The sequence below is a fragment of the Mycobacterium branderi genome (genome assembly GCF_010728725.1).
GTDB lineage: Bacteria > Actinomycetota > Actinomycetes > Mycobacteriales > Mycobacteriaceae > Mycobacterium > Mycobacterium branderi.
In genome coordinates this window covers 2975962-2994543 of the sequence record NZ_AP022606.1, presented here as the reverse complement: position 1 = coordinate 2994543, position 18582 = coordinate 2975962, and the positions used below count along the sequence as shown (strand labels likewise).

Below are 18582 nucleotides of genomic sequence, written 5' to 3'. Positions count from 1 at the left end.
CGTGTCATAACTGGCCGCTCGAGGAGATCAGGTCGGCGGCCTTCTCGCCGATCAGCACTGTAGGCGCATGGGTGTGGCCGCGGATGATGCTCGGCATCACCGACGCGTCGGCCACCCGCAACGCCTCCACACCGCGGACCCGTAGTTGCGGGTCGACGACGCTGGCGTCGTCGTTGCCCATCCGGCAGGTGCTCACCGGGTGGTACAGGGTGTGCGAGCAGGTGTTGAGCGCCTCCTCGAGGGTGGCGTCATCCAGTTCGGTGGCACCCCGCGGCCGGGCGATGGCGCCGAGCAGGCCCTTCAGCGGCGAGGTTTCGGCGAGCTGCGCGCAGATCCGCAGGCCCGCCATCATCGTGGCGCGGTCGACGCCGTCGGGGTCCGAGAGGTAGCGCGGGTCGATGATCGGCTTGGCGAGCGGGTCGGCCGATCGCAGCAGGATCTGCCCGCGGCTGTGCGGCTTGAGCAGGATGGGCCCGAACACCACCGCGTGCCCGGTGTACGGCTCGCCGATTCCCTCGTCGAAGTAGGGTGCCGGCGCGAAAATCAGCTCCAGGTCGGGCAGCTCGAGCTCAGGTCGGCTGCGGACAAACCCGTAGGCCTCACCGACATTGGACGTCAGCATGCCGCGCCGCCGCAACAGATAGTTGACCAGCTGCTTGGGCTTCTCGGCGACGAACAGGCTGTCCTGCTCGACGTCGAAGCCCAGCGGGGTGACAAGGTGGTCACGCAGGTTCTGACCCACCTCGGGTGCGTGGTGCACGGTGTCGATGCCGTGCTCGTCGAGGTGGTCGGAATCGCCGATCCCGGAGAGCATCAACAGCTGCGGTGTGTTGATCGCACCGCCGCACAGCACGACTTCGCGGCGGGCATTCACGACGCGGCGCCCGCCGTCCTGGTCGAATTCCACCCCGGTGGCGCGGTTGCCGTCGAAAAGTACCCGCGTGGCGGTCGCTTCGGTGAGCACGTCGAGGTTCTTGCGGCGCAGCACTGGTTTGAGGTAGGCATCGGCGGTGCTCCACCGGGCGCCCTTGCGCTGGGTGACGACGGTTTCGCAGAAGCCTTCCGGGGCAGCGGAATTCGGGTGGGCACTGCCGAATCCGCATTCTCGCGCGGTGGCCAGCCAGACCGCGGTCGAGCTGCGCGGGCTGCGCTGGCGGGACAGGATCAGCGGACCGGTCACTCCGCTCTCGTCGCCGCTGACGAAATGCCAAGCATCGGCGACATTTTCGATGCGGCGAAAGTAGCTCAGCGCCTCGGCATAGGACCATTCCGGGCCTGCCTTGGCGGCCCACTCGTCGTAGTCGGCGCCGAACCCGCGCACCCACATCATCGCGTTCATCGACGATGATCCGCCGAGCATCTTGCCGCGGGGCCAATAGATCTCGCGGCCGGCCAGCTCCTTCTGCGGCTCCGTCAGATAATCCCAGTCCACCTCGGTACGGAAAAGCTTGGAGAATGCCGCGGGGATGCGGATGAACTTGTTGGCGTCGCGCGGCCCCGCCTCCAGCGCCACCACCGAAACCGCCGGGTCGGCGCTGAGCCGATTGGCGAGCACCGCCCCCGCCGACCCCGTGCCGACGACCACGTAATCGCAGTTCAGGTCCATCGCTCACCCCCTATTGCGGGTGAGTGTATGTCGGCGCCGGGCGTTAGGCGCTCAATTCGATGCGGTGCGCATCCTTGACGGCGTCGTAGCGGGCGGGCATGCATGTCAGCACGATCACCTGGCCGTTTGCGCCCAACGTGTCGAATACTTCGCCCATCCGGGCCAGCCGTTCGGGATCGGTGAACCCGAGGGCGTCGTCGATGAGGACCGGCACGCTGTCCTCCTTGGCGACCAGCGCCGCCCCGGCCAGCCGGGCCAGGATGCCGAGTTGCTCCTTGGCTCCGCCGGACAACGACTCGTACGGGACGGTGCAGCCGTCGAGAGTGCGGCTGCGGATACACAGGTTGCTGTCGACGTCGACCTCGAAGCTGGGCCCGAACACCGGGCGGCCGAGTCGCTGCAGCTCGGCGCGGAACGGCTCGACGTAGCGCAGCCGGGTGGTGTCGCGGTGACGCGTCATCACCGACCGCAGCAGCTGCACGGCGCGGGCTCGTCGCTGCACCCCCAGGTATTCGCTGTGGGCATGTTCGCGTTTGATCTGGGCAGCGTCGAGCTTGCCCTGGCGGCCTTCGGTGCCGAATACGGCGAGCTCGACGGTGATCTCGTGCAGCACCCGTGCGGCCTCGTCGTGGCGGGCGCGCAGCGCGTCGGACGCGTCGGCGGCCTCGGCCAATTCCGCTGCGACGGCATCGGGTGCCGCGGCGGCCAGTTGTTCGGAGAGCTCGGCAACCCGCCGTTCGGCGGTTTGCGCGGCACGCAGCTCGGCGTCGGCGGTGGCTGCCAGTTGGTCGTCTGCTACCGAGGCGCGCTGCTGGGCCAGCCGGTCGGCGACGGCGGCCAGATCAGTACGCTGACTGGCCACTTTGTCGCACAAAAGCTTTGCCTGCGTGGCTATTTCGGTGAATTTGCGCGCCGCGGCCGCCGCGACTCGCCGGTGCGTTTCGCAGTCTGTGGCGGCCTGGGCGCGGGCGGCTTCGGCGGCGTCGAGTTCGGCGGCGGCGGCCGCGCTGTCCGTCGCGTCGTCGGGAAGCGGTTCGGCACGCAGCCCTGCCAGATGCGAGCGCAGCTGGTCGACGTCGTCGTCACCGCACAGCGCGGTCAGGGTGGCAGTCAGCCGATCGTGGGCCTGCTGCAGTTCGCGGCGCAGCTTGTCGGCTGAACGCGCCGCCGCGACGTCAGCCACCTGCCCGGCGGCCAGTGCGGCGGCAAATTCCTCTTGCGCCCCCGCGAATTTGGCTTGCACTTCGACTGCGGTGACGCCGGGGCTGAACCGCGCCGTCAAGACCCCGGGAACCTCGACCTCGGTGCCGGCGCCGGCGGTCATCGACCAGCTCTGCCCGGCCGGCAACGGCACTCGCTGGTTGTCGACGGCGAGTTCGATGTCGCTGACCGCGGTGAATTCCACCGTCGTCGAGATCAGCGCGAGCTGTCCTTCGGCGCGGTCGACGGCGGCGGCAGCCTGCTCGATCCGCTGGAATGCTTGGTCGGTCAACGTGATTGCGGCCAGCTCGGCGTTGACCTGGTCGAGTTCGCGCTGGGCGGCGTCGATCTTGGCCAGCCGGGCCGCCAACCGCTCGGCTTCGTCGCGGCGGGCCAGCCCGTCGACGATGCGACGGGCGGACTCGGCCCGTTGCTGCGCGGCCGACAGGGCCTCCTCGGCCTCCTCGACGACGGCGTCGGCGGCCTCGACGACCTCGCGTGCCGTCGACTCCGCCTCGGTGGCCTCGCGAACCTCGGCTTCCGACGCGGCGACCGCCGCGGTGCGGGTATCGATTTCGGTGCGCAGCCGCAGCCGCTCGGTGTGCGCGGCCATCGACGTGGTGCTGGTTGCGGTTGCGGCTGCGGCGATCAGCTTGGCTTCCCGCAACTGCTCGGTGAGCTTGGCGATCTTGTCGGCGGCAGTTCGGGCGGCGGTGAGCCGGGCCGTGGCCACCTGCCGCTGCTGCGACAACTCGGCCAGTTCGGCCGTCAGCGCGGCGTGCCGTTGTACCCGCTGGTCGACCTCGGCGACCGCCGCCGCACACCGCTCGACTTCGCTGTCGGCGTCGTCGAGCGCAGCGATCGCCGCGGACCACTCCCCTGTCGGACGACCGGTCGGGGTGAAGTAGCGGGCGTATTCGGCGTCGATTCGCTCGATCAGCACCGGTTCGGTACCCGACAGGGTTGCGGCGTCACCGGCCGCGACGTCGAGTGCCCGCGACAGCGCGTCGCAGCCCGACAGGTTGACCGCCGCCGTCGAATCCGCCTGCAGGACGCGTTGGGCACGCCACAGCTCGATGTCCACCGTCTCGGCCAGCATGGCCCGCACCCGCTCGTGCGCCTCGTCGCCGGTCAGCTGTTCGCGGTGCGGCACCAGCACCGTCAGCTGCGTCTCCGGTTTCTTGTGGAAGCGCTTGTGGTAGACGAAACGGTAAGGGCCGGTGCTGATTTCGGCGGTGACCTCCGAGCCGACGTCGGCATGGGTCGGCTTGACCTGCTTGACGTCTTTTTTGGTCGAGCGGTCTTTGGATTCCAGAAGCAGATCCAGCGCCTCGATCATCGACGACTTACCGATCTCGTTGGCGCCACACACGACCACCACCCCGTGGTCGGGGAAATCGAGCTCGCGGTGGCCGATGCCGCGGTAATTGCGCAAGACCAGTCGATGCAGCCTCATGCCGCACCCCGATCGGTGAGCCGCAGCAGCAGCGCCAGCGCCGCCTGGGCATCGTCGGCGGTTTCGTCGTCCCCAGCGCGTGCGGTCGCGACCAGCTCGTCGACCGCGGCGGCGGCGAAGCCCCCGATCCCGAGGTTGTCGAATTCGCCGTCGCCCGGGATCACGGCGAGGTCGGTGTGTCGGTCCCAAGTGCCCAACCAGGCGAACAGCCGCGAGTACCTGTCCAGGCAGGCATCCAGGGCGGCGCGGTCGGTGACCGTCAGCGACCCGACCAACGCCAGGCGGACCACTGTGCGGTCTTTGTCGGCGATCTGGTCCAGGTTCAGATCCAAATCGGCGATGTCGCGGTTGTTGTCGACCTGATGGCGCAGGGTGACGAACCGCCAGCGGCCGACCCGGCGGGCGTCGACGGTGACCGGGCGGCGCGGATCGTTCTCGTCGACGTCGACGACGAGCACGTGACCGGGATTGGGTTCGATGTCGTCGAAATTGGTGACCTCCGGCGACCCGGAATACCAGATGCGGGCGTCAACTTCGGTAACCGAATGCTTGTCGCCCAGCGCGACGTAGTGGACGGCGCCGCGGGCCAGCGCGTCCTGCACCGCGGCCAAGCGGATCAGTGCCGGGTTGGTGGGGTCGGGGTCGAGCACGTCGACGCCGCCGTGCGCGACCAGGACGCGGGTGACTCCATCGGCAGGCAGGCCGTCGAGCACCTCGGCGACCAGGTCGGTGGTGGGCGATTTGGACCGCCATGGCGCGGCGACGATCTGCAGCCCGGGCCGCACCTCATGCACGGCGGCGCCGTCGAGTACCACGACGTTGTCCGGGCGTTCGGCTTTGAACAGCGCGCTGGTGTACACCGACGACGCGTCGAGCGGGTCATGGTTGCCGGGCAGGAGGTAGACCGGAATTCCGATGGCGCGCATGGCTTCCAGCGACTGACTGATGACCTGCGGGGCGAGCTGGTTGTGCTCGAAGACGTCGCCGGCGACCACGACGAACTCGGCGCCGACCTCTACGGCCAGCGCCCCGAGCCCGGCCACCACGTCGCGGCGGGCCGCCGAATACCGGGGTTGGGCTTCGCCGGCCAGGAAGTGGCGGGTCATGCCGAGTTGCCAGTCGGCGGTGTGGATGAACCGCATGCTCCCATCCCTTCTCTAGCCAGGCATCGCGAGTGTATGGCCGGCCACCGACAAGCCCGGGGACCTCGATCGGCATGCCCTACCGTGGGTCGGGTGACGGGAACTCTGGTCTTGCTGAGGCACGCGAAGTCGGCGTACCCGGACGGGGTAGCCGACCACGAGCGGCCGCTGGCGCCGCGGGGCGAACGAGAGGCCGCGCTGGCCGGCGACTGGCTGCGGGCCACCCTGCCGTCGATCGACTTGGTGTTGTGCTCGACGGCGACTCGCGCGCGGCAAACCTTGGCGCGCAGCGGTATCGACGCGCCGGTACGTTATGTCGATCGCCTGTACGGCGCGACGCCGGGAATGGTGCTCGACGAAATCAACGGTGTTCCCGACGAGGTGACCGTCTTGCTCGTCGTCGGGCACGAGCCGACCACGTCAGATGTGGCCATCGGGTTGGCCGGCGCCGAAGGCACCAATGCCGATGCGCTCGAAGCGATTTCGGAGAAGTTCCCGACCTCAGCCATCGCGGTGCTCGAGGTGGCCGGCCCATGGGCCGATCTGGAGCTGGGCGGCGCCGCGCTGGTCGACTTTCACGTGCCTCGTTAGTTCCCGAATCAACCAAGCATTTCTGGCTCGCGCGGCTTTCTGTAAACCATTCCCCTAGCGCGTCGTTGCTGAACGACGCACATGGCGATCTGGCGGAGGAGCCCAGCACAGCCTCATGGCGCTATCGACACCGATGCTGCTCGGTAATCCATTGCGTGCACGCAAGCACGTGTCCCGGGCCCGCGGTTGCCGGCGCACGGCGACTCAGCCTCTAGCCAACAATAATACGGCAAAGCCAATAAAAGTACGGGTTTGTCAACTATAGTTGGTGGCGATGGGAGGTGCCCAATGGAGCTGAACCGTCCGTTCACGACGGTGACACCGACATTGGACGGCGACGTCCTCACTGTGCTCGCGACCTACGAGGGCACGTTCACCACCGGACAGATTCATCGCATCCTGAAGAATTTCTCGGAAGAGGGCATCCGCAAGGTCCTTTCACGGCTGGCCCTACAAGGCGTGGTGCACGCCGACCGGGTGGGCAATGCATTCGCTTATCGGCTCAACGCCGAACACTTGGCGGCAGAGCCGATCCTTGCGCTCGCAAAGCTGACAAACACCTTCCTGGCCCGACTCGAGCTGGAACTCAGCAACTGGGAGCGTCCCCCGAAATACGCGGCGGTATTCGGTTCCGCAGTACGCGGCACCATGACCGTTCACAGCGATGTGGACCTCTTCCTGGTAGAGGATGACAAGACGCCGCAACCCTTGTGGACGCGCCAGGTTAACGAGCTCGCCGCGACGGTCAGTAAGTGGACTGGAAACGACGCTCGTGTCGTCGAGTACACGATCGCCGAGCTGCGTGATGCTCGAGGTGAACCAATGGTCCACGACGTCCTCGATCACGGACTGACCGTCGCGGGATCAAGAGCCTGGCTACTAAAGGAGATCCGGCAGACCTCAAGAGAGCGCGAAAGTCGATGACCGGAAGAACCAAGGCGTGTTCGGAAACTATCCGGCTAGGTCGGCTGAAGAACGCCACCGAGTTTCTTGATGCCGCTCTCTACATCGAGGACGAGATGCCAGATGCGTCGATGAACCTGTTTGTTCTCGCGGGCATCGCTGCGGCGGACGTCATATGTTGTGCGCGACTGGGAAAGTACGCGGTCGGTGAGAATCACAATGAGGCGGTTTCGTTACTTGCGCAGTCGGAACCCAAGACGGAAAAGCACTTGCGCGCTCTGCTGAATGTTAAGTCGAAGGTGGCCTATACCCACCGATCAGCCACCACCGACAAGCGCAAGAAAGCCAGGCGCGCGGCCGAAGTGCTTGTTGAGGCCGCTCGTCGTACTTCGATACCGGGCAGTCGTCGGGATTAGGGTTTACGCCGCGACAAGAACCTACGAGTTCGTCGAGAGCGTCAGCTCCATGAGCTTGATCGCCTGCGCGCACGCGTCGATCCCGGGTGCCTGCGGGTTGACCCACCACCCGACCACCCCGGCGGCGTCGCTGGCCACCCCGCATGAGCCGTTGGGGTCGTTGGGCCGCATCACGATCGACTGCACACCTGCGATCGACCGGTTCTCGATCTGATACTTGAGGCCCTCGGCGACTTTGCGCTCGTTGGCCAGGCTGCCCTGCTCGAACCAGAACCGGGAGATGTCGATCAGACCCGCAGGGTTGGCCGCCTGCCAGCGGCAGATCGCACCGACGAAGGTGCTCTGGATATCGAGCGGGTCGGCGCCGACCGTCTTGGCGAGCAGGTCGGTGGTCAGCACCTCACATTCCTTGAGGAGGTTGGGGTACTGCTGTTCTGAGGTGTTGTTGCGCTGCGTGTCGCCCGAGCCGGCCTTGACCGCGGTGCCGCCGACCGACCTGGTGCAGCCGGTCACCACGGCCAGCGCGGTAAGCAGTGCGGCCGCAACAATCAGAATCCGCCTGGTCATTTTGAATTCGCAATCGACTGGCGCGTTAGCTCTTTGGCGATGTTGCACGGATCGGGGAACGGCTTTTGGTTGAAGCTGACCGACCATTCGATGAAGTCGTCGTTGAACTGAATTCCGACCTCGCACAGGGAGTCACCCAACGTGGGCTCGTTGCCGATGGCGATGAAGCCGCCGTGACCGTTGATGTTGATGTCTTCGACGCTCGAGCGCGACAACTCCTCGGTTTTGCGTTCCCGGCCGATCGGGCTGCCGCGATACCACGAGAAGGAGAAGTGCGGGCCGAGGATGCCGCCGCCGGCCAGCCACTGACAACCCACCGAGTTCTGGGCGGTGTTGATCAGCCCGGTGATCTGGGTGAGCTGGGCAACGGTCTCGTCGGTGACGCCGCCGCACTGCGGGAAGAACGGGCCGTGATGTCCTTCTCCGGACGCCGGGGCCGACGACTCCGTCGACTTGGCCTGGTTGGAGTCGGAACCGGAGCATGCGGCCACCGTCGGGATCAAGGTCGCTGCCGCTAGGGCCAGCGCCGCCACACTGCGCCGCACCGCTACACGCACCTGCTTCTCGTCACAGCATGCACTGTAGCGGCAGCATCTGTGGCCGACCCAGACACCACGCTGACCAGGTCTTTCTAATACAGTTACCAGATGCTCCTGGCACTGCTGCGCCAGTACGTCCGGCCGTATCGCTGGCTGGTCGCGGCGGTGATGACGCTGCAGTTGGTCAGCACGCTGGCGTCGCTATACCTGCCGACGGTCAACGCCGCGATCATCGACGACGGCGTCACCAAGGGCGACACCGCGACGATCGTCCGCTTGGGCGGGGTGATGCTCGCGGTCACCGGGCTGCAGGTGCTGTGCGCCGTCGGCGCGGTCTACTTCGGGTCCCGGACCGGGATGGGATTCGGCCGGGATCTGCGCTCGGCGATGTTCCACCACGTCATCACGTTCTCCGCACACGAGACCGCCCGGTTCGGCGCGCCGTCGCTGCTGACCCGCACCACCAACGACATCCGGCAGATCCAGTTCCTGGTGCAGATGACCTGCACGGTGCTGGTGACCGCCCCGATCATGAGCGTGGGCGGAATCTTCATGGCCATCCACCAGGACGCGGGGCTGTCGTGGCTGCTCCTGGTCAGCGTCCCGGTGCTGGCGGTGGCCAACTACTGGATCGTCTCGCACACGCTGCCGCTCTTCCGCAGCATGCAGCGGCTCATCGACAACATCAACCGGGTGATGCGCGAGCAACTGTCCGGTGTCCGGGTGGTCCGGGCATTCGCCCGCGAACCGTTCGAGCGACGGCGATTCGGTGAAGCCAACCTGGCGCTGTCCAACACCTCGCTGGCCGCGGGCAATTGGCAGGCGCTGATGTTGCCGGTCACCACGCTGACCGTCAACTGCTCTTCCGTCGCGCTGATCTGGTTCGGCGGCCTGCGCATCGATGCCGGCCAGATGCAGGTGGGCTCGCTGATCGCCTTCCTTGTCTACTTCACCCAGATCCTGATGTCGGTGTTGATGGCGACGACGATGATGATGGTGTGGCCGCGGGCCTCGGTGTGCGCGGACCGCATCGCCGAGGTGCTGGCCACCCGTCCCGCGATCAGCACTCCGGACCAGCCGCTGCCGCCCGCGGCCGAGGCCTGGGGCGTGGTGCGCCTCGAGAACGCGACGTTTTGCTATCCCGGCGCGGATCGCCCTGTGCTGCAGGAAGTCTCGCTGACTGCCCGACCAGGTACCACCACCGCGATCGTCGGCAGCACGGGTTCGGGAAAGTCGACACTGGTCTCGCTGATCTGCCGGCTTTACGACGTGACCGCCGGCGCAGTTCTGGTCGACGGCGTCGACGTGCGCGACCACGACATCGAGCGGCTGTGGGCGCGCATCGGGCTGGTGCCGCAACGCGGCTATCTGTTCTCCGGCACCGTCGCCGAGAACCTGCGCTACGGCAAAGCCGACGCCACCGATGCCGAGATGTGGGAAGCACTGCGGGTGTCGGCCGCCGACGAGTTCGTGCAGGCACACGACGACGGGCTGGCGATGCGAGTGGCTCAGGGTGGCGTCAACTTCTCCGGCGGTCAGCGGCAGCGGCTGGCGATCGCGCGGGCGGTGATCCGCCGCCCCGCCATCTACCTGTTCGACGACGCGTTCTCCGCGCTCGACGTGCACACCGACGCCCAGGTCCGCGCGTCGTTGCGCGAGTTCGCCGCCGACGCGACGGTGATCATTGTCGCGCAACGTATTTCGACTGTGGCTCAGGCAGATCAGGTGGTCGTCGTGGACGACGGGCGGGTGGTCGGTGCGGGCACGCACGAATCGCTGCTGGTCGACTGCCCCGCCTATCGTGAATTCGCCGAGTCGCAGTCGGTGGGCAGTGGGGTGGGAGGCCAGCGGTGACCGCGTCGATGGACCGGCCGATCCGCGGTGTGGTGCAGGCTCCGACGGAACGCACCCGCGACTTCACGGGCTCGGCCGTGCGGCTGGTGAAACGTCTGGCGCCGCAACGCGGGCTGGCCGCCGCGGTGATCGCGCTCAGTGTCGTCGGCACCGGTATCGGCGTGGTGGTGCCGCGGATCCTCGGCCACGCCACCGACCTGTTGTTCAACGGCGTGATCGGCCGCCAGTTGCCAGCCGGCATGACCAAGGCGCAAGCCGTCGCGGCGGCGCGGGCACGCGGCAACAACACCTTCGCCGATTTGCTGTCCGGGATGAATGTGGTCCCGGGCCAGGGAGTGAACTTCGCCGCGGTGGCCCGGACGCTGGCGCTGGCGCTGGCGCTGTATCTGATTGCCGCAGCGATGGTTTGGGCGCAAGCCCGGCTGCTGAACCTGACGGTCCAGCGGACCCTGCGGGCATTGCGCTCCGATGTCGAGGACAAACTGCACCGGCTGCCGCTGGCCTACTTCGATGGCCGGCAGCGCGGCGAAGTACTCAGCCGGGTCACCAACGACATCGACAACGTCGCGACGTCGCTGTCGATGACCATCAGCCAGCTGTTGACCGCGTTCCTGACCGTGACGACCGTGCTGGTGATGATGCTGAGCATTTCGCCGCTGCTGACCGCGCTCACCGTGCTGACCGTGCCGCTGTCGCTTTTCGCCACCCGGGCGATCACCCGGCGTTCGCAACGGTTGTTCGTCGCGCAGTGGGCCAACACCGGACGGCTCAACGCCCACATCGAGGAAACCTACAGCGGTTTCACGCTGGTCAAGACCTTCGGCCATCGAGCGCGGGCTGAAGAGCAGTTCCGCCGCCTCAACGACGATGTGTATCAAGCGAGTTTCGGCGCCCAGTTCTTCTCCGGGCTGGTGTCACCGGCGACGACGTTCATCGGCAATCTCAGCTATGTCGCGGTGGCGGTGGTTGGCGGACTGCAGGTCGCGACCGGCCAGATCACCGTCGGCAGCATTCAGGCGTTCATCCAGTATGTCCGCCAATTCAATTGGCCGCTGGGCCAAGTGGCCGCGATGTACAACACGCTGCAATCCGGGGTGGCCAGCGCCGAACGGGTCTTCGAGTTGCTCGACGAGCCCGAAGAGTCACCCGACCGCTCGGTGTCGCTGCCGTCGCTCAACGGGCAAAGCCCCACCGGCCGCGTCGAATTCGAGCATGTCAGCTTCGCCTACCGCCCGGGCACCACGGTGATCGACGACCTGTCGCTGGTTGCCGAACCCGGCAGCACCGTCGCGATCGTCGGCCCCACCGGGGTAGGCAAAACGACCCTGGTGAATTTGTTGATGCGCTTCTACGACGTGGATTCGGGCCGGATCCTGATCGACGGCGTCGACATCGCATCGGTGAGCAGGCACTCGTTGCGGTCGCGGATCGGCATGGTGCTGCAGGACACCTGGCTGTTCGGCGGGACCATCGCGGAGAACATCGCCTACGGGCGGCCCGATGCCACCGAGGACGAGGTGATCGAGGCCGCCAAGGCGGCCTACGTCGACCGATTCGTGCACACGCTGCCGCACGGATACCACACCCGGGTCAGCGACGACGGCGGCAACATCAGCGCCGGCGAAAAGCAGCTGATCACCATTGCCCGGGCATTTCTGTCCCGGCCCCAACTGCTGATTCTCGACGAGGCAACCAGCTCGGTGGACACCCGCACCGAACTGCTCGTCCAGCACGCAATGCGCGAGCTTCGTCGCGGCCGAACGAGCTTCCTTGTGGCCCATCGGCTTTCAACGATCCGAGACGCCGACGTCATTTTGGTGATGGAAGCGGGCAAGATCGTCGAGCACGGCAATCACGCCGAGCTGATGGCGCGTCGCGGGGCGTACTACGCGATGACGCAGGCCTGAGGAGTCTGGGCAATCTGCCACCCGGAGAGCAGAATTCTGCAAACTCACCGATTGCGGGTGGATTAAGGTAAACCGCATGGTGGCCACGTTCATCAGCCGCGGATTGCGCCTGTTCACGGCCTCTTTGTTGGCTGCCGCTGTCGGGCTGGTCGGAGCCCCCGCTGCGTCATCGGACAACAAAGAAGCCCTGAGCAGCTTAGAGAAATCCATCGTGTTTCTCGTGACGCAATGGGTCGGCGCGGTCCAAGTGCCACCCAGTGCCGATGCAGACGGTGAGGGCTTTTGGACCAAACCGCTGAAGTATTCGGTGACCTGCACCGGCTGGTACGTCAGCACATCGGCGCAGATCGTCACGGCCGGCCATTGCGTGGATCCCGGGCAGGGCCGGCTGGTCATCCTCGATGGTTTTCTGCACGATCAGAAGGCGACCAAGTTCAAAGACCAGGCGTACGCCAACTGGCGTGTCGAAGGCGCAATGGGCGGTTCGCCCGTCGAGCGCACCGTCCGGGCTATCCAGCCGAACGGGGTCGACGGTGCCACGATCACCAGTCCCACCACCGTCGAGGTCGTCGACTTCAAGGCGCCCGACGCCGGCGATGTCGCGTTGCTGCACGTCCCCAACATGACCAGGTCCACCCCCGGGCTGGTCATCGCGCAGAACGCACCGCAAGTCGGTGATCCGGTGACGTCGATCGGGTTCCCCGGTGATATCCAGGACATCGCCGACCAAAGCCAGATCGCGCGGGCGTCGTTCAAATCCGGCACCATCTCCAGCAATCAAGTGACGCCGTCGGGGGTGGTGCAAATTGAGGTCAGCACCGAACTCGCGCCCGGGATGTCGGGCGGGCCGACCGTCAACAAGGACGGCCAGGTAGTTGGCGTGAACAGCCGGGGCCTGACCACGGCAGCCGGCTTCAACTTCATCACCAACACACCCGACCTTCGATCATTTGCGTTGTCGCACAACGTAACTCTTGTCAAGCCCCCGGCTCCGCCCGATACCGGACTGGGCAACCTGTGGTACATCGTCGGCGGGGTGGCGCTGGTTGGCGTCGGAGCACTCCTGTTGCTCATGCTGCTGGTGCGACGACGCCGGCGCAGGCCGCAATTTGCGGGCATAGGCGGCCCGCCAATGCCCGGCTACCCGATTCCGCCGCCGTCGCCGGTGCAGGGCTGGGCCGCGCCTAACCCCCCTCCGCCTCCGCCGCCGCCACGCGGCCCCGCCGGTCCGGTTCCGCCCCAACCGATTCCGAGGCCGAGCAACCCAGTGCCCGGCAGCGACTCGGTGACCACCGAGATCAAAGTCTGTCCGGCGTGCGGCGCGCCGCGCCGGCAGCTGGACCGCTTCTGCCCGCGCTGCGGTAAGCCCGTGTCCTGACCGCGGTTTACAGGTCGGGTCCCTGCGCCCGCAGGTCGTCGACGGCCGACATGGCATCGCGCAGCTTGGCCAGCCACTCTTCGGTGTGCTCGCCTACCAGCTTGACCGTCCAGGCCAACGCATCGGATCGGGATCGGGCCACTCCCGCGTCGACCAGGGTGTCGAGCACCTGCCGCTCGGGCTGCTTGAGGCGCGTCATGACCGGTACCGCGATGTGGGTGAACAAGGTTCGCTCGCCGCCGACCTCCACGCCCCAGGAAACCTTGCGGCCGTAGCGTTCCTGCGCCTCGTCGGCGATGTTCATCCGCTCTGGCCGAGTTTCTTCACGGAACCGGGAGACGCGGCCGGACGTGCGTGCCTCACTCTCGTCCTTCTCGGAACTGTCGGGCAGCTTGCCGATCACCGTGATCTCCTCACGGTCGACGATCACGGTCGGATCGCCGTCGAACCAGGTGTCGGGCAGGCGTCCGGCGAACCACTCGGCAGCGTCGCTGGCGTCGGGTTGCTGGGCCTGCTGCCAGCCGCCGGGCCGCCGGTGTGTGTGATGGTGTCTCATGTTTACATGATTACATCATTACAACCGGGCCGAAAGAGTGTTTCACCGCGAGCGAAACTCCGCCCTGCGCGCGGTGATGGCCGGCGGTGGCGATACCGCCCCCATGCGCGAAAACCATTGATATGACGCGTCGAACGTTGTAGCTTTGACAGCGAAGCAGGCCCGAGAGTGGCTGATCCAAAGAGCCGGTGTAAGGGGTAAGAGAGCCGGCCGCGCAGGATATGTGAGACGCAGCCCCAGTGCCCTCCGGGCCTGCCCTCATGTCTGGACTAGGTGCTGTCGCCGCGCCGGGCGCGGAACAGTTTCACCTCGCCCTTGATGCCCTTGAGGTGACGGCCACCGGCGAACGACCAGCTGAATCCCGCGGAGTCCCCGAGAGCCTCTCGTGTCGATTCGGCCGCGAGCACAGTGCCCGGCCGGGCCACCCCGGTCACCCGGCTCGCCATGTTCACCGGGCTGCCGAACCAATCGCCCACCCGGCTCACCGCCAGCCCGGTGGCGATGCCGGCCCGCAGCCGCAGCAGCTCGTTGTCGGTGTCGGTCACCTCGACCAGCTTGAGTACGGCATCCAGCAGCGGGGCCGGTTCGGGGCTGACGAGCATGACCGCGTCGCCGATGGTCTTGACGAAGCGCACCGGCGGGACCGCCGCGTCGCGGGCAAGATCGGCCAGCCGGTTGGCGAGTTGCACCAGGTCCTCGGGCGGCACGGCCTCCCCCAGCCGGGTGAAACCGACAAGGTCGGCAAACGCCACGGTGACTTCCCGGGCACCCGGAAGTGCCCTGCCGGCAGCGCGTTCACTGGCATTGACGGCTTCGGTTTCCATCTGGTGCCGCAGGTGCATGAACAGCATGTCCTCGATCCACGGCCCCAGCAGCGGCGCGATCTGGCTGACCAGCGCTTCCGAGCGCTTCGCGACTTCCAGCTCGGTCACGCCCGGCTGCAGGATGGTGGCCAGCGCGGTGTAGCGCACGACCTGCGCGGCATGCGAAAGGCCCTCGGCCAGCACCCGAACCACGAGCACCAGGTGCTCGGGCTCCAGGCCGACCTCGAGGAAGCGTTGCGCGTGGGCGGCGGCCGCGCCATCGGCCTGCATGTGCACGGGCGCGTCGGGGTCGTCCACCCGGGCCAGTCCGATGGCGCGTTGCACGCGCTGCAGCAGGTCGAGGTCGATGCCGTAGCGCTCGCTGATTTCCCGCGCCGACACGTAGACGCCGTCGTCGCCGAGGATTCGCCGCGACGCCAGCAACATCGGCGGATCCCCGGCCCGGATCTCGTCGACGATGAAGCCCCGCCCGAGCAGCCACTCGATCAGCTCGGCCCGCTCGTCGCGTGCGGAGCCCTCCAGACCGGCGAGCAGATCTTCGGGCACGTCCACGCCGTCAACGTATAACGCGGCGGGGCATCATGTGGGTCGATGCCCACACCGCTTCTGCAAGGATTCCCGCCGGTGGTCGACGACGCCGCGCGGTTGCTGATCCTCGGATCTTTTCCCAGCGTCCAGTCCCTTGCGCGCCGCCAGTACTATGCCAACCCGCGAAATGCGTTCTGGCCGATGATGGCTGAGCTGTTCGGCATCGATGCGGGCCTGGCCTACGAAAGTCGGCTGGCCGCACTGCAATCGCACGGGATCGCGCTGTGGGATGTGGTGGACAAGTGCCGCCGAGTCGGTAGCGCCGACGCGCGGATAGCCCGGAAGGGATTGGTAGTCAACGACTTTAATCGGCTATTCGACCGCTACCGCGGAATCACCACGGTGTGCTTCAACGGGCAGAGGGCGGCCACGCTGTTTCGCCGGCTGGCCGCTGTCGACCGGCCGATGACCTACCATCTGCTGCCGTCGAGCAGTCCGGCTCGTGCGATGCGAGCCGGCGACAAACTCGCCGCCTGGCGAGTGATTGTGCAGTCATGACACCGGCGGACGTCTATGCGCCCACGGCCGAACCGCTTCGATCTGGGCGGACAGCGCCAGCAGCGTGGCCTCGTCGTAGGGCCGGCCGACGAGCTGCACCGACATTGGCAAGCCGTCGGCGTCGAGTCCCCACGGCACCACAGCGGCCGGCTGGCCGGTCAGATTCCAGATCTCGAAGAACGGCACCTGAGCCGACACCAGCAGCAAGCTCGACACCGCGCCGCGGCGCTGATAGGCGCCGACGCGGGACGGTCCGGTGTTATTGGCGGGAGTGACGAGCACGTCGACGTCGTCGAAGATTGTCTGGATTCTGGCGGCCAGCGCCGCCTCCGCCGCGCGCACCGCCGCCATCCGCCGCTCGGAGAACAACGAGCCGATGCGGGCCATGTTGCGGGTTCGGGCCTCTAACCGCTCCGGGTGGGCCAACAAGCGAAAGTCGTTGTAAATGCCGCGGAAATAGCGGGGCAGGTAGTTGCCGACAATCGCCGCGGGCGGGTAGTCAGGATCGCGGGCGACGACGTCGTGGCCCAGGTCGGCAAGGAGCCGGCCCGCCTGCTCGACGGCCCCCCGCTGTTGCTTGCCGGCCCGGATCACCAACGGCGGTGGCACCTTGGTGCTCAACGCAATTCGCAGCCGGCCGGGAGCTCGCGACGCCGCCGCGACGAATCCGCCGTCGGGGGCCGGCAATGTCGTCGTCGCATCCAGGAACAGCGCCGCATCGCGCACCGAGCGCGCGATCGGGCCGTTGACGGAGAGTCCGCACCAGGCGTCGTCGTGCGGCGACACGGAGACCCGGTCGCGGTGCGGTTTGAGACCAAACACCCCGCACCACGTCGACGGGATACGGATCGAGCCGCCGCCGTCGGAGCCCAGCGCCATCGGGGCCAGCCCGGCGGCCACCGCGGCGCCGCTGCCGCCGCTGCTGCCGCCCGGCGTGCGGGAGACGTCCCAGGGGTTACGGGTGGCGCCGAAGCTGACCGACTCGGTGAACGGCAGCATCATCAACTCGGGCACCGCGGTCTTGCCGAGGATCACCGCGCCGGCCTCGCGCAGCGCGCGCACCACGGCTGCGTCCTCCGCGGCCGCCGGCCCGTGCGCGCTGGTACCGAAAGTTGTTGTCTGCCCGGCGATGTCGACGTCATCCTTGATCGCGATGGGCACGCCCAGCAGGGGCAGGCGTTCACCGGCGTCGATGCGGCGCTGCGCAGCGGCGGCCTCCTCGCGGGCGCTGTCGGCCAGCACGACGCGGTAGGAGCGCAGCTGCGGGTCGAGCCGGGCGATGCGCTCCAGATACACCTCGAGCAGCGCGGGCGCGGTGACGACGCCGTCCGCCAACATCCGCGCCTGCTCGGCCGCGCCGGCGAACGCCAACTCACGGGGGTCCATGTGCAGGCAGACTACTGACATGTTCGATCTGTTGACCGAAGATCAGCTCCGCGCGCGCAACACGATCAAGTGGAACGTGTTTGCACCCGACGTGTTGCCGTTGTGGATCGCGGAAATGGACTTCCCCACCGCGCCGGCGGTGCGCGACGCGGTGCGCGCCTGTGTTGCCAACGAGGAGTTCGGCTACCCGCCGGTCGGCGAGGACACACTGCCGCGGGCCACCGCCGACTGGTGCCGGCGCCGCTACGGCTGGCACGTCGAACCCGAGTGGGTTCGCGTCGTTCCGGACGTGCTCAAGGGCATGCAGACTGTCGTCAACTTCCTCACCCGCCCGGAAAGCCCCGTGGTGCTGCCCGTCCCCGCCTACATGCCGTTTTTCGACGTGCTGCGGGTCACCGGCCGCCAACGCGTGGAAATCCCGTCGCCGCAACAGGATTCGGGACGGTATGTGCTGGATTTGGATGCGCTGGACGCCGCATTCGCCGGCGGGGCGGGGTCGTTGATTCTGTGCAATCCGAACAACCCGCTGGGCACCGCCTTCACCGCCGACGAGCTCCGCGCGATCGTCGATATCGCGGCCCGGCACAACGCCCGGGTGATCGCCGACGAGATCCATGCACCGCTGGTGTACGACCGGCCGCACGTTGCCTCCGCGTCGGTGTCCGACACCGCCGCCGACACGGTGGTCACGCTGCTGTCGGCCTCCAAGGGCTGGAATCTTCCCGGGCTGATGTGCGCTCAGGTGGTGTTGTCCAATCCCCGCGACATCGACGAGTGGGACCGGATCAACATGCTGCACAAGATGGGCGCGGCCACGGTCGGCATTCGTGCCAACATCGCGGCGTATGAGGGTGACGCCGGCTGGCTCGACGAATTGCTGGGGTATCTGCGGGCCAACCGGGACCACCTGGCCCGGGCGCTGCCGGAGGCGGTTCCGGGGCTGAAAATCAATACCCCGGAGGCCACGTACATGTCGTGGGTGGATTTCCGGGCGCTCGACCTGCCCGCCGAGCCGGCCGACTACCTGCTCGCCAAGGCCAAGGTGGCGCTGTCGCCCGGCATTCCGTTCGGCGCGAGCGTCGGCTCCGGTTTCGCGCGGCTGAACTTCGCGACCACCCGGCGGATCCTGGACCGCGCGATCGAGGCGATGGCCGCGGCGCTGTCGGCCTGA

16 protein-coding genes are annotated in these 18582 nt (G+C 67.2%); 8 read left to right on the top strand and 8 right to left on the bottom strand.

The window, feature by feature from the left end:
• Positions 1 to 4 precede the first annotated feature (4 nt).
• The 3 genes from G6N47_RS15295 to G6N47_RS15285 are packed head-to-tail and all read right to left on the bottom strand — an operon-like array spanning position 5 to position 5404.
• On the bottom strand, positions 5 to 1606 hold the full coding sequence (locus G6N47_RS15295; RefSeq protein WP_083132611.1) for a GMC family oxidoreductase: 1602 nt from the start codon (positions 1604 to 1606) through the stop codon (positions 5 to 7).
• Between the two features lie 43 nt (positions 1607 to 1649).
• Positions 1650 to 4262: an AAA family ATPase gene (locus G6N47_RS15290; protein WP_083132610.1), complete on the bottom strand. Its 2613-nt coding sequence runs from the start codon at positions 4260 to 4262 to the stop codon at positions 1650 to 1652.
• Positions 4259 to 5404, bottom strand: a complete 1146-nt coding sequence (locus G6N47_RS15285; RefSeq protein WP_083132609.1) for a metallophosphoesterase family protein — start codon at positions 5402 to 5404, stop codon at positions 4259 to 4261. The genes G6N47_RS15290 and G6N47_RS15285 overlap by 4 nt, the downstream gene beginning before the upstream one ends.
• A gap of 93 nt (positions 5405 to 5497) precedes the next feature.
• Between G6N47_RS15285 and G6N47_RS15280 the strand changes: the two genes are divergently transcribed.
• The 3 genes from G6N47_RS15280 to G6N47_RS15270 all read left to right on the top strand — a co-directional run bounded on the left by G6N47_RS15280 (position 5498) and on the right by G6N47_RS15270 (position 7314).
• The gene (locus tag G6N47_RS15280) at positions 5498 to 5995 is read left to right on the top strand and encodes a SixA phosphatase family protein (protein ID WP_232080219.1); all 498 of its coding nucleotides are present in this window, start codon (positions 5498 to 5500) and stop codon (positions 5993 to 5995) included.
• Between the two features lie 288 nt (positions 5996 to 6283).
• Positions 6284 to 6919 carry a nucleotidyltransferase domain-containing protein gene (locus G6N47_RS15275; protein ID WP_083132607.1) on the top strand — a complete coding sequence of 212 codons (636 nt, stop codon included), beginning with the start codon at positions 6284 to 6286 and terminating at the stop codon, positions 6917 to 6919.
• Positions 6916 to 7314: a hypothetical protein gene (locus G6N47_RS15270; RefSeq protein ID WP_083132606.1), complete on the top strand. Its 399-nt coding sequence runs from the start codon at positions 6916 to 6918 to the stop codon at positions 7312 to 7314. The genes G6N47_RS15275 and G6N47_RS15270 overlap by 4 nt, the downstream gene beginning before the upstream one ends.
• A gap of 21 nt (positions 7315 to 7335) precedes the next feature.
• Here G6N47_RS15270 and G6N47_RS15265 read toward each other — a convergent pair whose 3' ends face one another.
• Both G6N47_RS15265 and G6N47_RS15260 read right to left on the bottom strand, forming a co-directional pair.
• The gene (locus G6N47_RS15265; protein ID WP_083132605.1) at positions 7336 to 7881 is read right to left on the bottom strand and encodes a DUF3558 domain-containing protein; all 546 of its coding nucleotides are present in this window, start codon (positions 7879 to 7881) and stop codon (positions 7336 to 7338) included.
• Positions 7878 to 8426: a DUF3558 domain-containing protein gene (locus G6N47_RS15260; RefSeq protein WP_062539543.1), complete on the bottom strand. Its 549-nt coding sequence runs from the start codon at positions 8424 to 8426 to the stop codon at positions 7878 to 7880. Before G6N47_RS15260 ends, G6N47_RS15265 begins: the two co-directional genes overlap by 4 nt.
• Before the next feature lie 102 nt (positions 8427 to 8528).
• Between G6N47_RS15260 and G6N47_RS15255 the strand changes: the two genes are divergently transcribed.
• The 3 genes from G6N47_RS15255 to G6N47_RS15245 all read left to right on the top strand — a co-directional run bounded on the left by G6N47_RS15255 (position 8529) and on the right by G6N47_RS15245 (position 13559).
• Positions 8529 to 10274, top strand: coding sequence for an ABC transporter ATP-binding protein (locus G6N47_RS15255; protein ID WP_083132604.1), 1746 nt, complete (start codon positions 8529 to 8531; stop codon positions 10272 to 10274).
• A gap of 8 nt (positions 10275 to 10282) precedes the next feature.
• A complete protein-coding gene (locus G6N47_RS15250) occupies positions 10283 to 12181 on the top strand; it encodes an ABC transporter ATP-binding protein (RefSeq protein ID WP_083132650.1) in 1899 nt (632 codons plus the stop codon).
• Between the two features lie 76 nt (positions 12182 to 12257).
• The gene (locus G6N47_RS15245) at positions 12258 to 13559 is read left to right on the top strand and encodes a trypsin-like peptidase domain-containing protein (protein ID WP_083132603.1); all 1302 of its coding nucleotides are present in this window, start codon (positions 12258 to 12260) and stop codon (positions 13557 to 13559) included.
• Between the two features lie 7 nt (positions 13560 to 13566).
• Here G6N47_RS15245 and G6N47_RS15240 read toward each other — a convergent pair whose 3' ends face one another.
• Positions 13567 to 14115, bottom strand: coding sequence for a hypothetical protein (locus G6N47_RS15240; RefSeq protein ID WP_083132602.1), 549 nt, complete (start codon positions 14113 to 14115; stop codon positions 13567 to 13569).
• A 269-nt stretch (positions 14116 to 14384) separates the two neighbouring features.
• On the bottom strand, positions 14385 to 15491 hold the full coding sequence (locus tag G6N47_RS15235) for an adenylate/guanylate cyclase domain-containing protein (protein WP_083132601.1): 1107 nt from the start codon (positions 15489 to 15491) through the stop codon (positions 14385 to 14387).
• 39 nt (positions 15492 to 15530) lie between these two features.
• Here G6N47_RS15235 and G6N47_RS15230 point away from each other — a divergent pair, with 39 nt between their 5' ends.
• Positions 15531 to 16025, top strand: a complete 495-nt coding sequence (locus G6N47_RS15230) for a DNA-deoxyinosine glycosylase (protein ID WP_083132600.1) — start codon at positions 15531 to 15533, stop codon at positions 16023 to 16025.
• Here G6N47_RS15230 and G6N47_RS15225 read toward each other — a convergent pair.
• Positions 16020 to 17411, bottom strand: coding sequence for an amidase (locus tag G6N47_RS15225; protein WP_083132599.1), 1392 nt, complete (start codon positions 17409 to 17411; stop codon positions 16020 to 16022). The genes G6N47_RS15230 and G6N47_RS15225 overlap by 6 nt on opposite strands.
• A gap of 19 nt (positions 17412 to 17430) precedes the next feature.
• Here G6N47_RS15225 and G6N47_RS15220 point away from each other — a divergent pair, with 19 nt between their 5' ends.
• A complete protein-coding gene (locus tag G6N47_RS15220) occupies positions 17431 to 18582 on the top strand; it encodes a MalY/PatB family protein (RefSeq protein ID WP_083132598.1) in 1152 nt (383 codons plus the stop codon).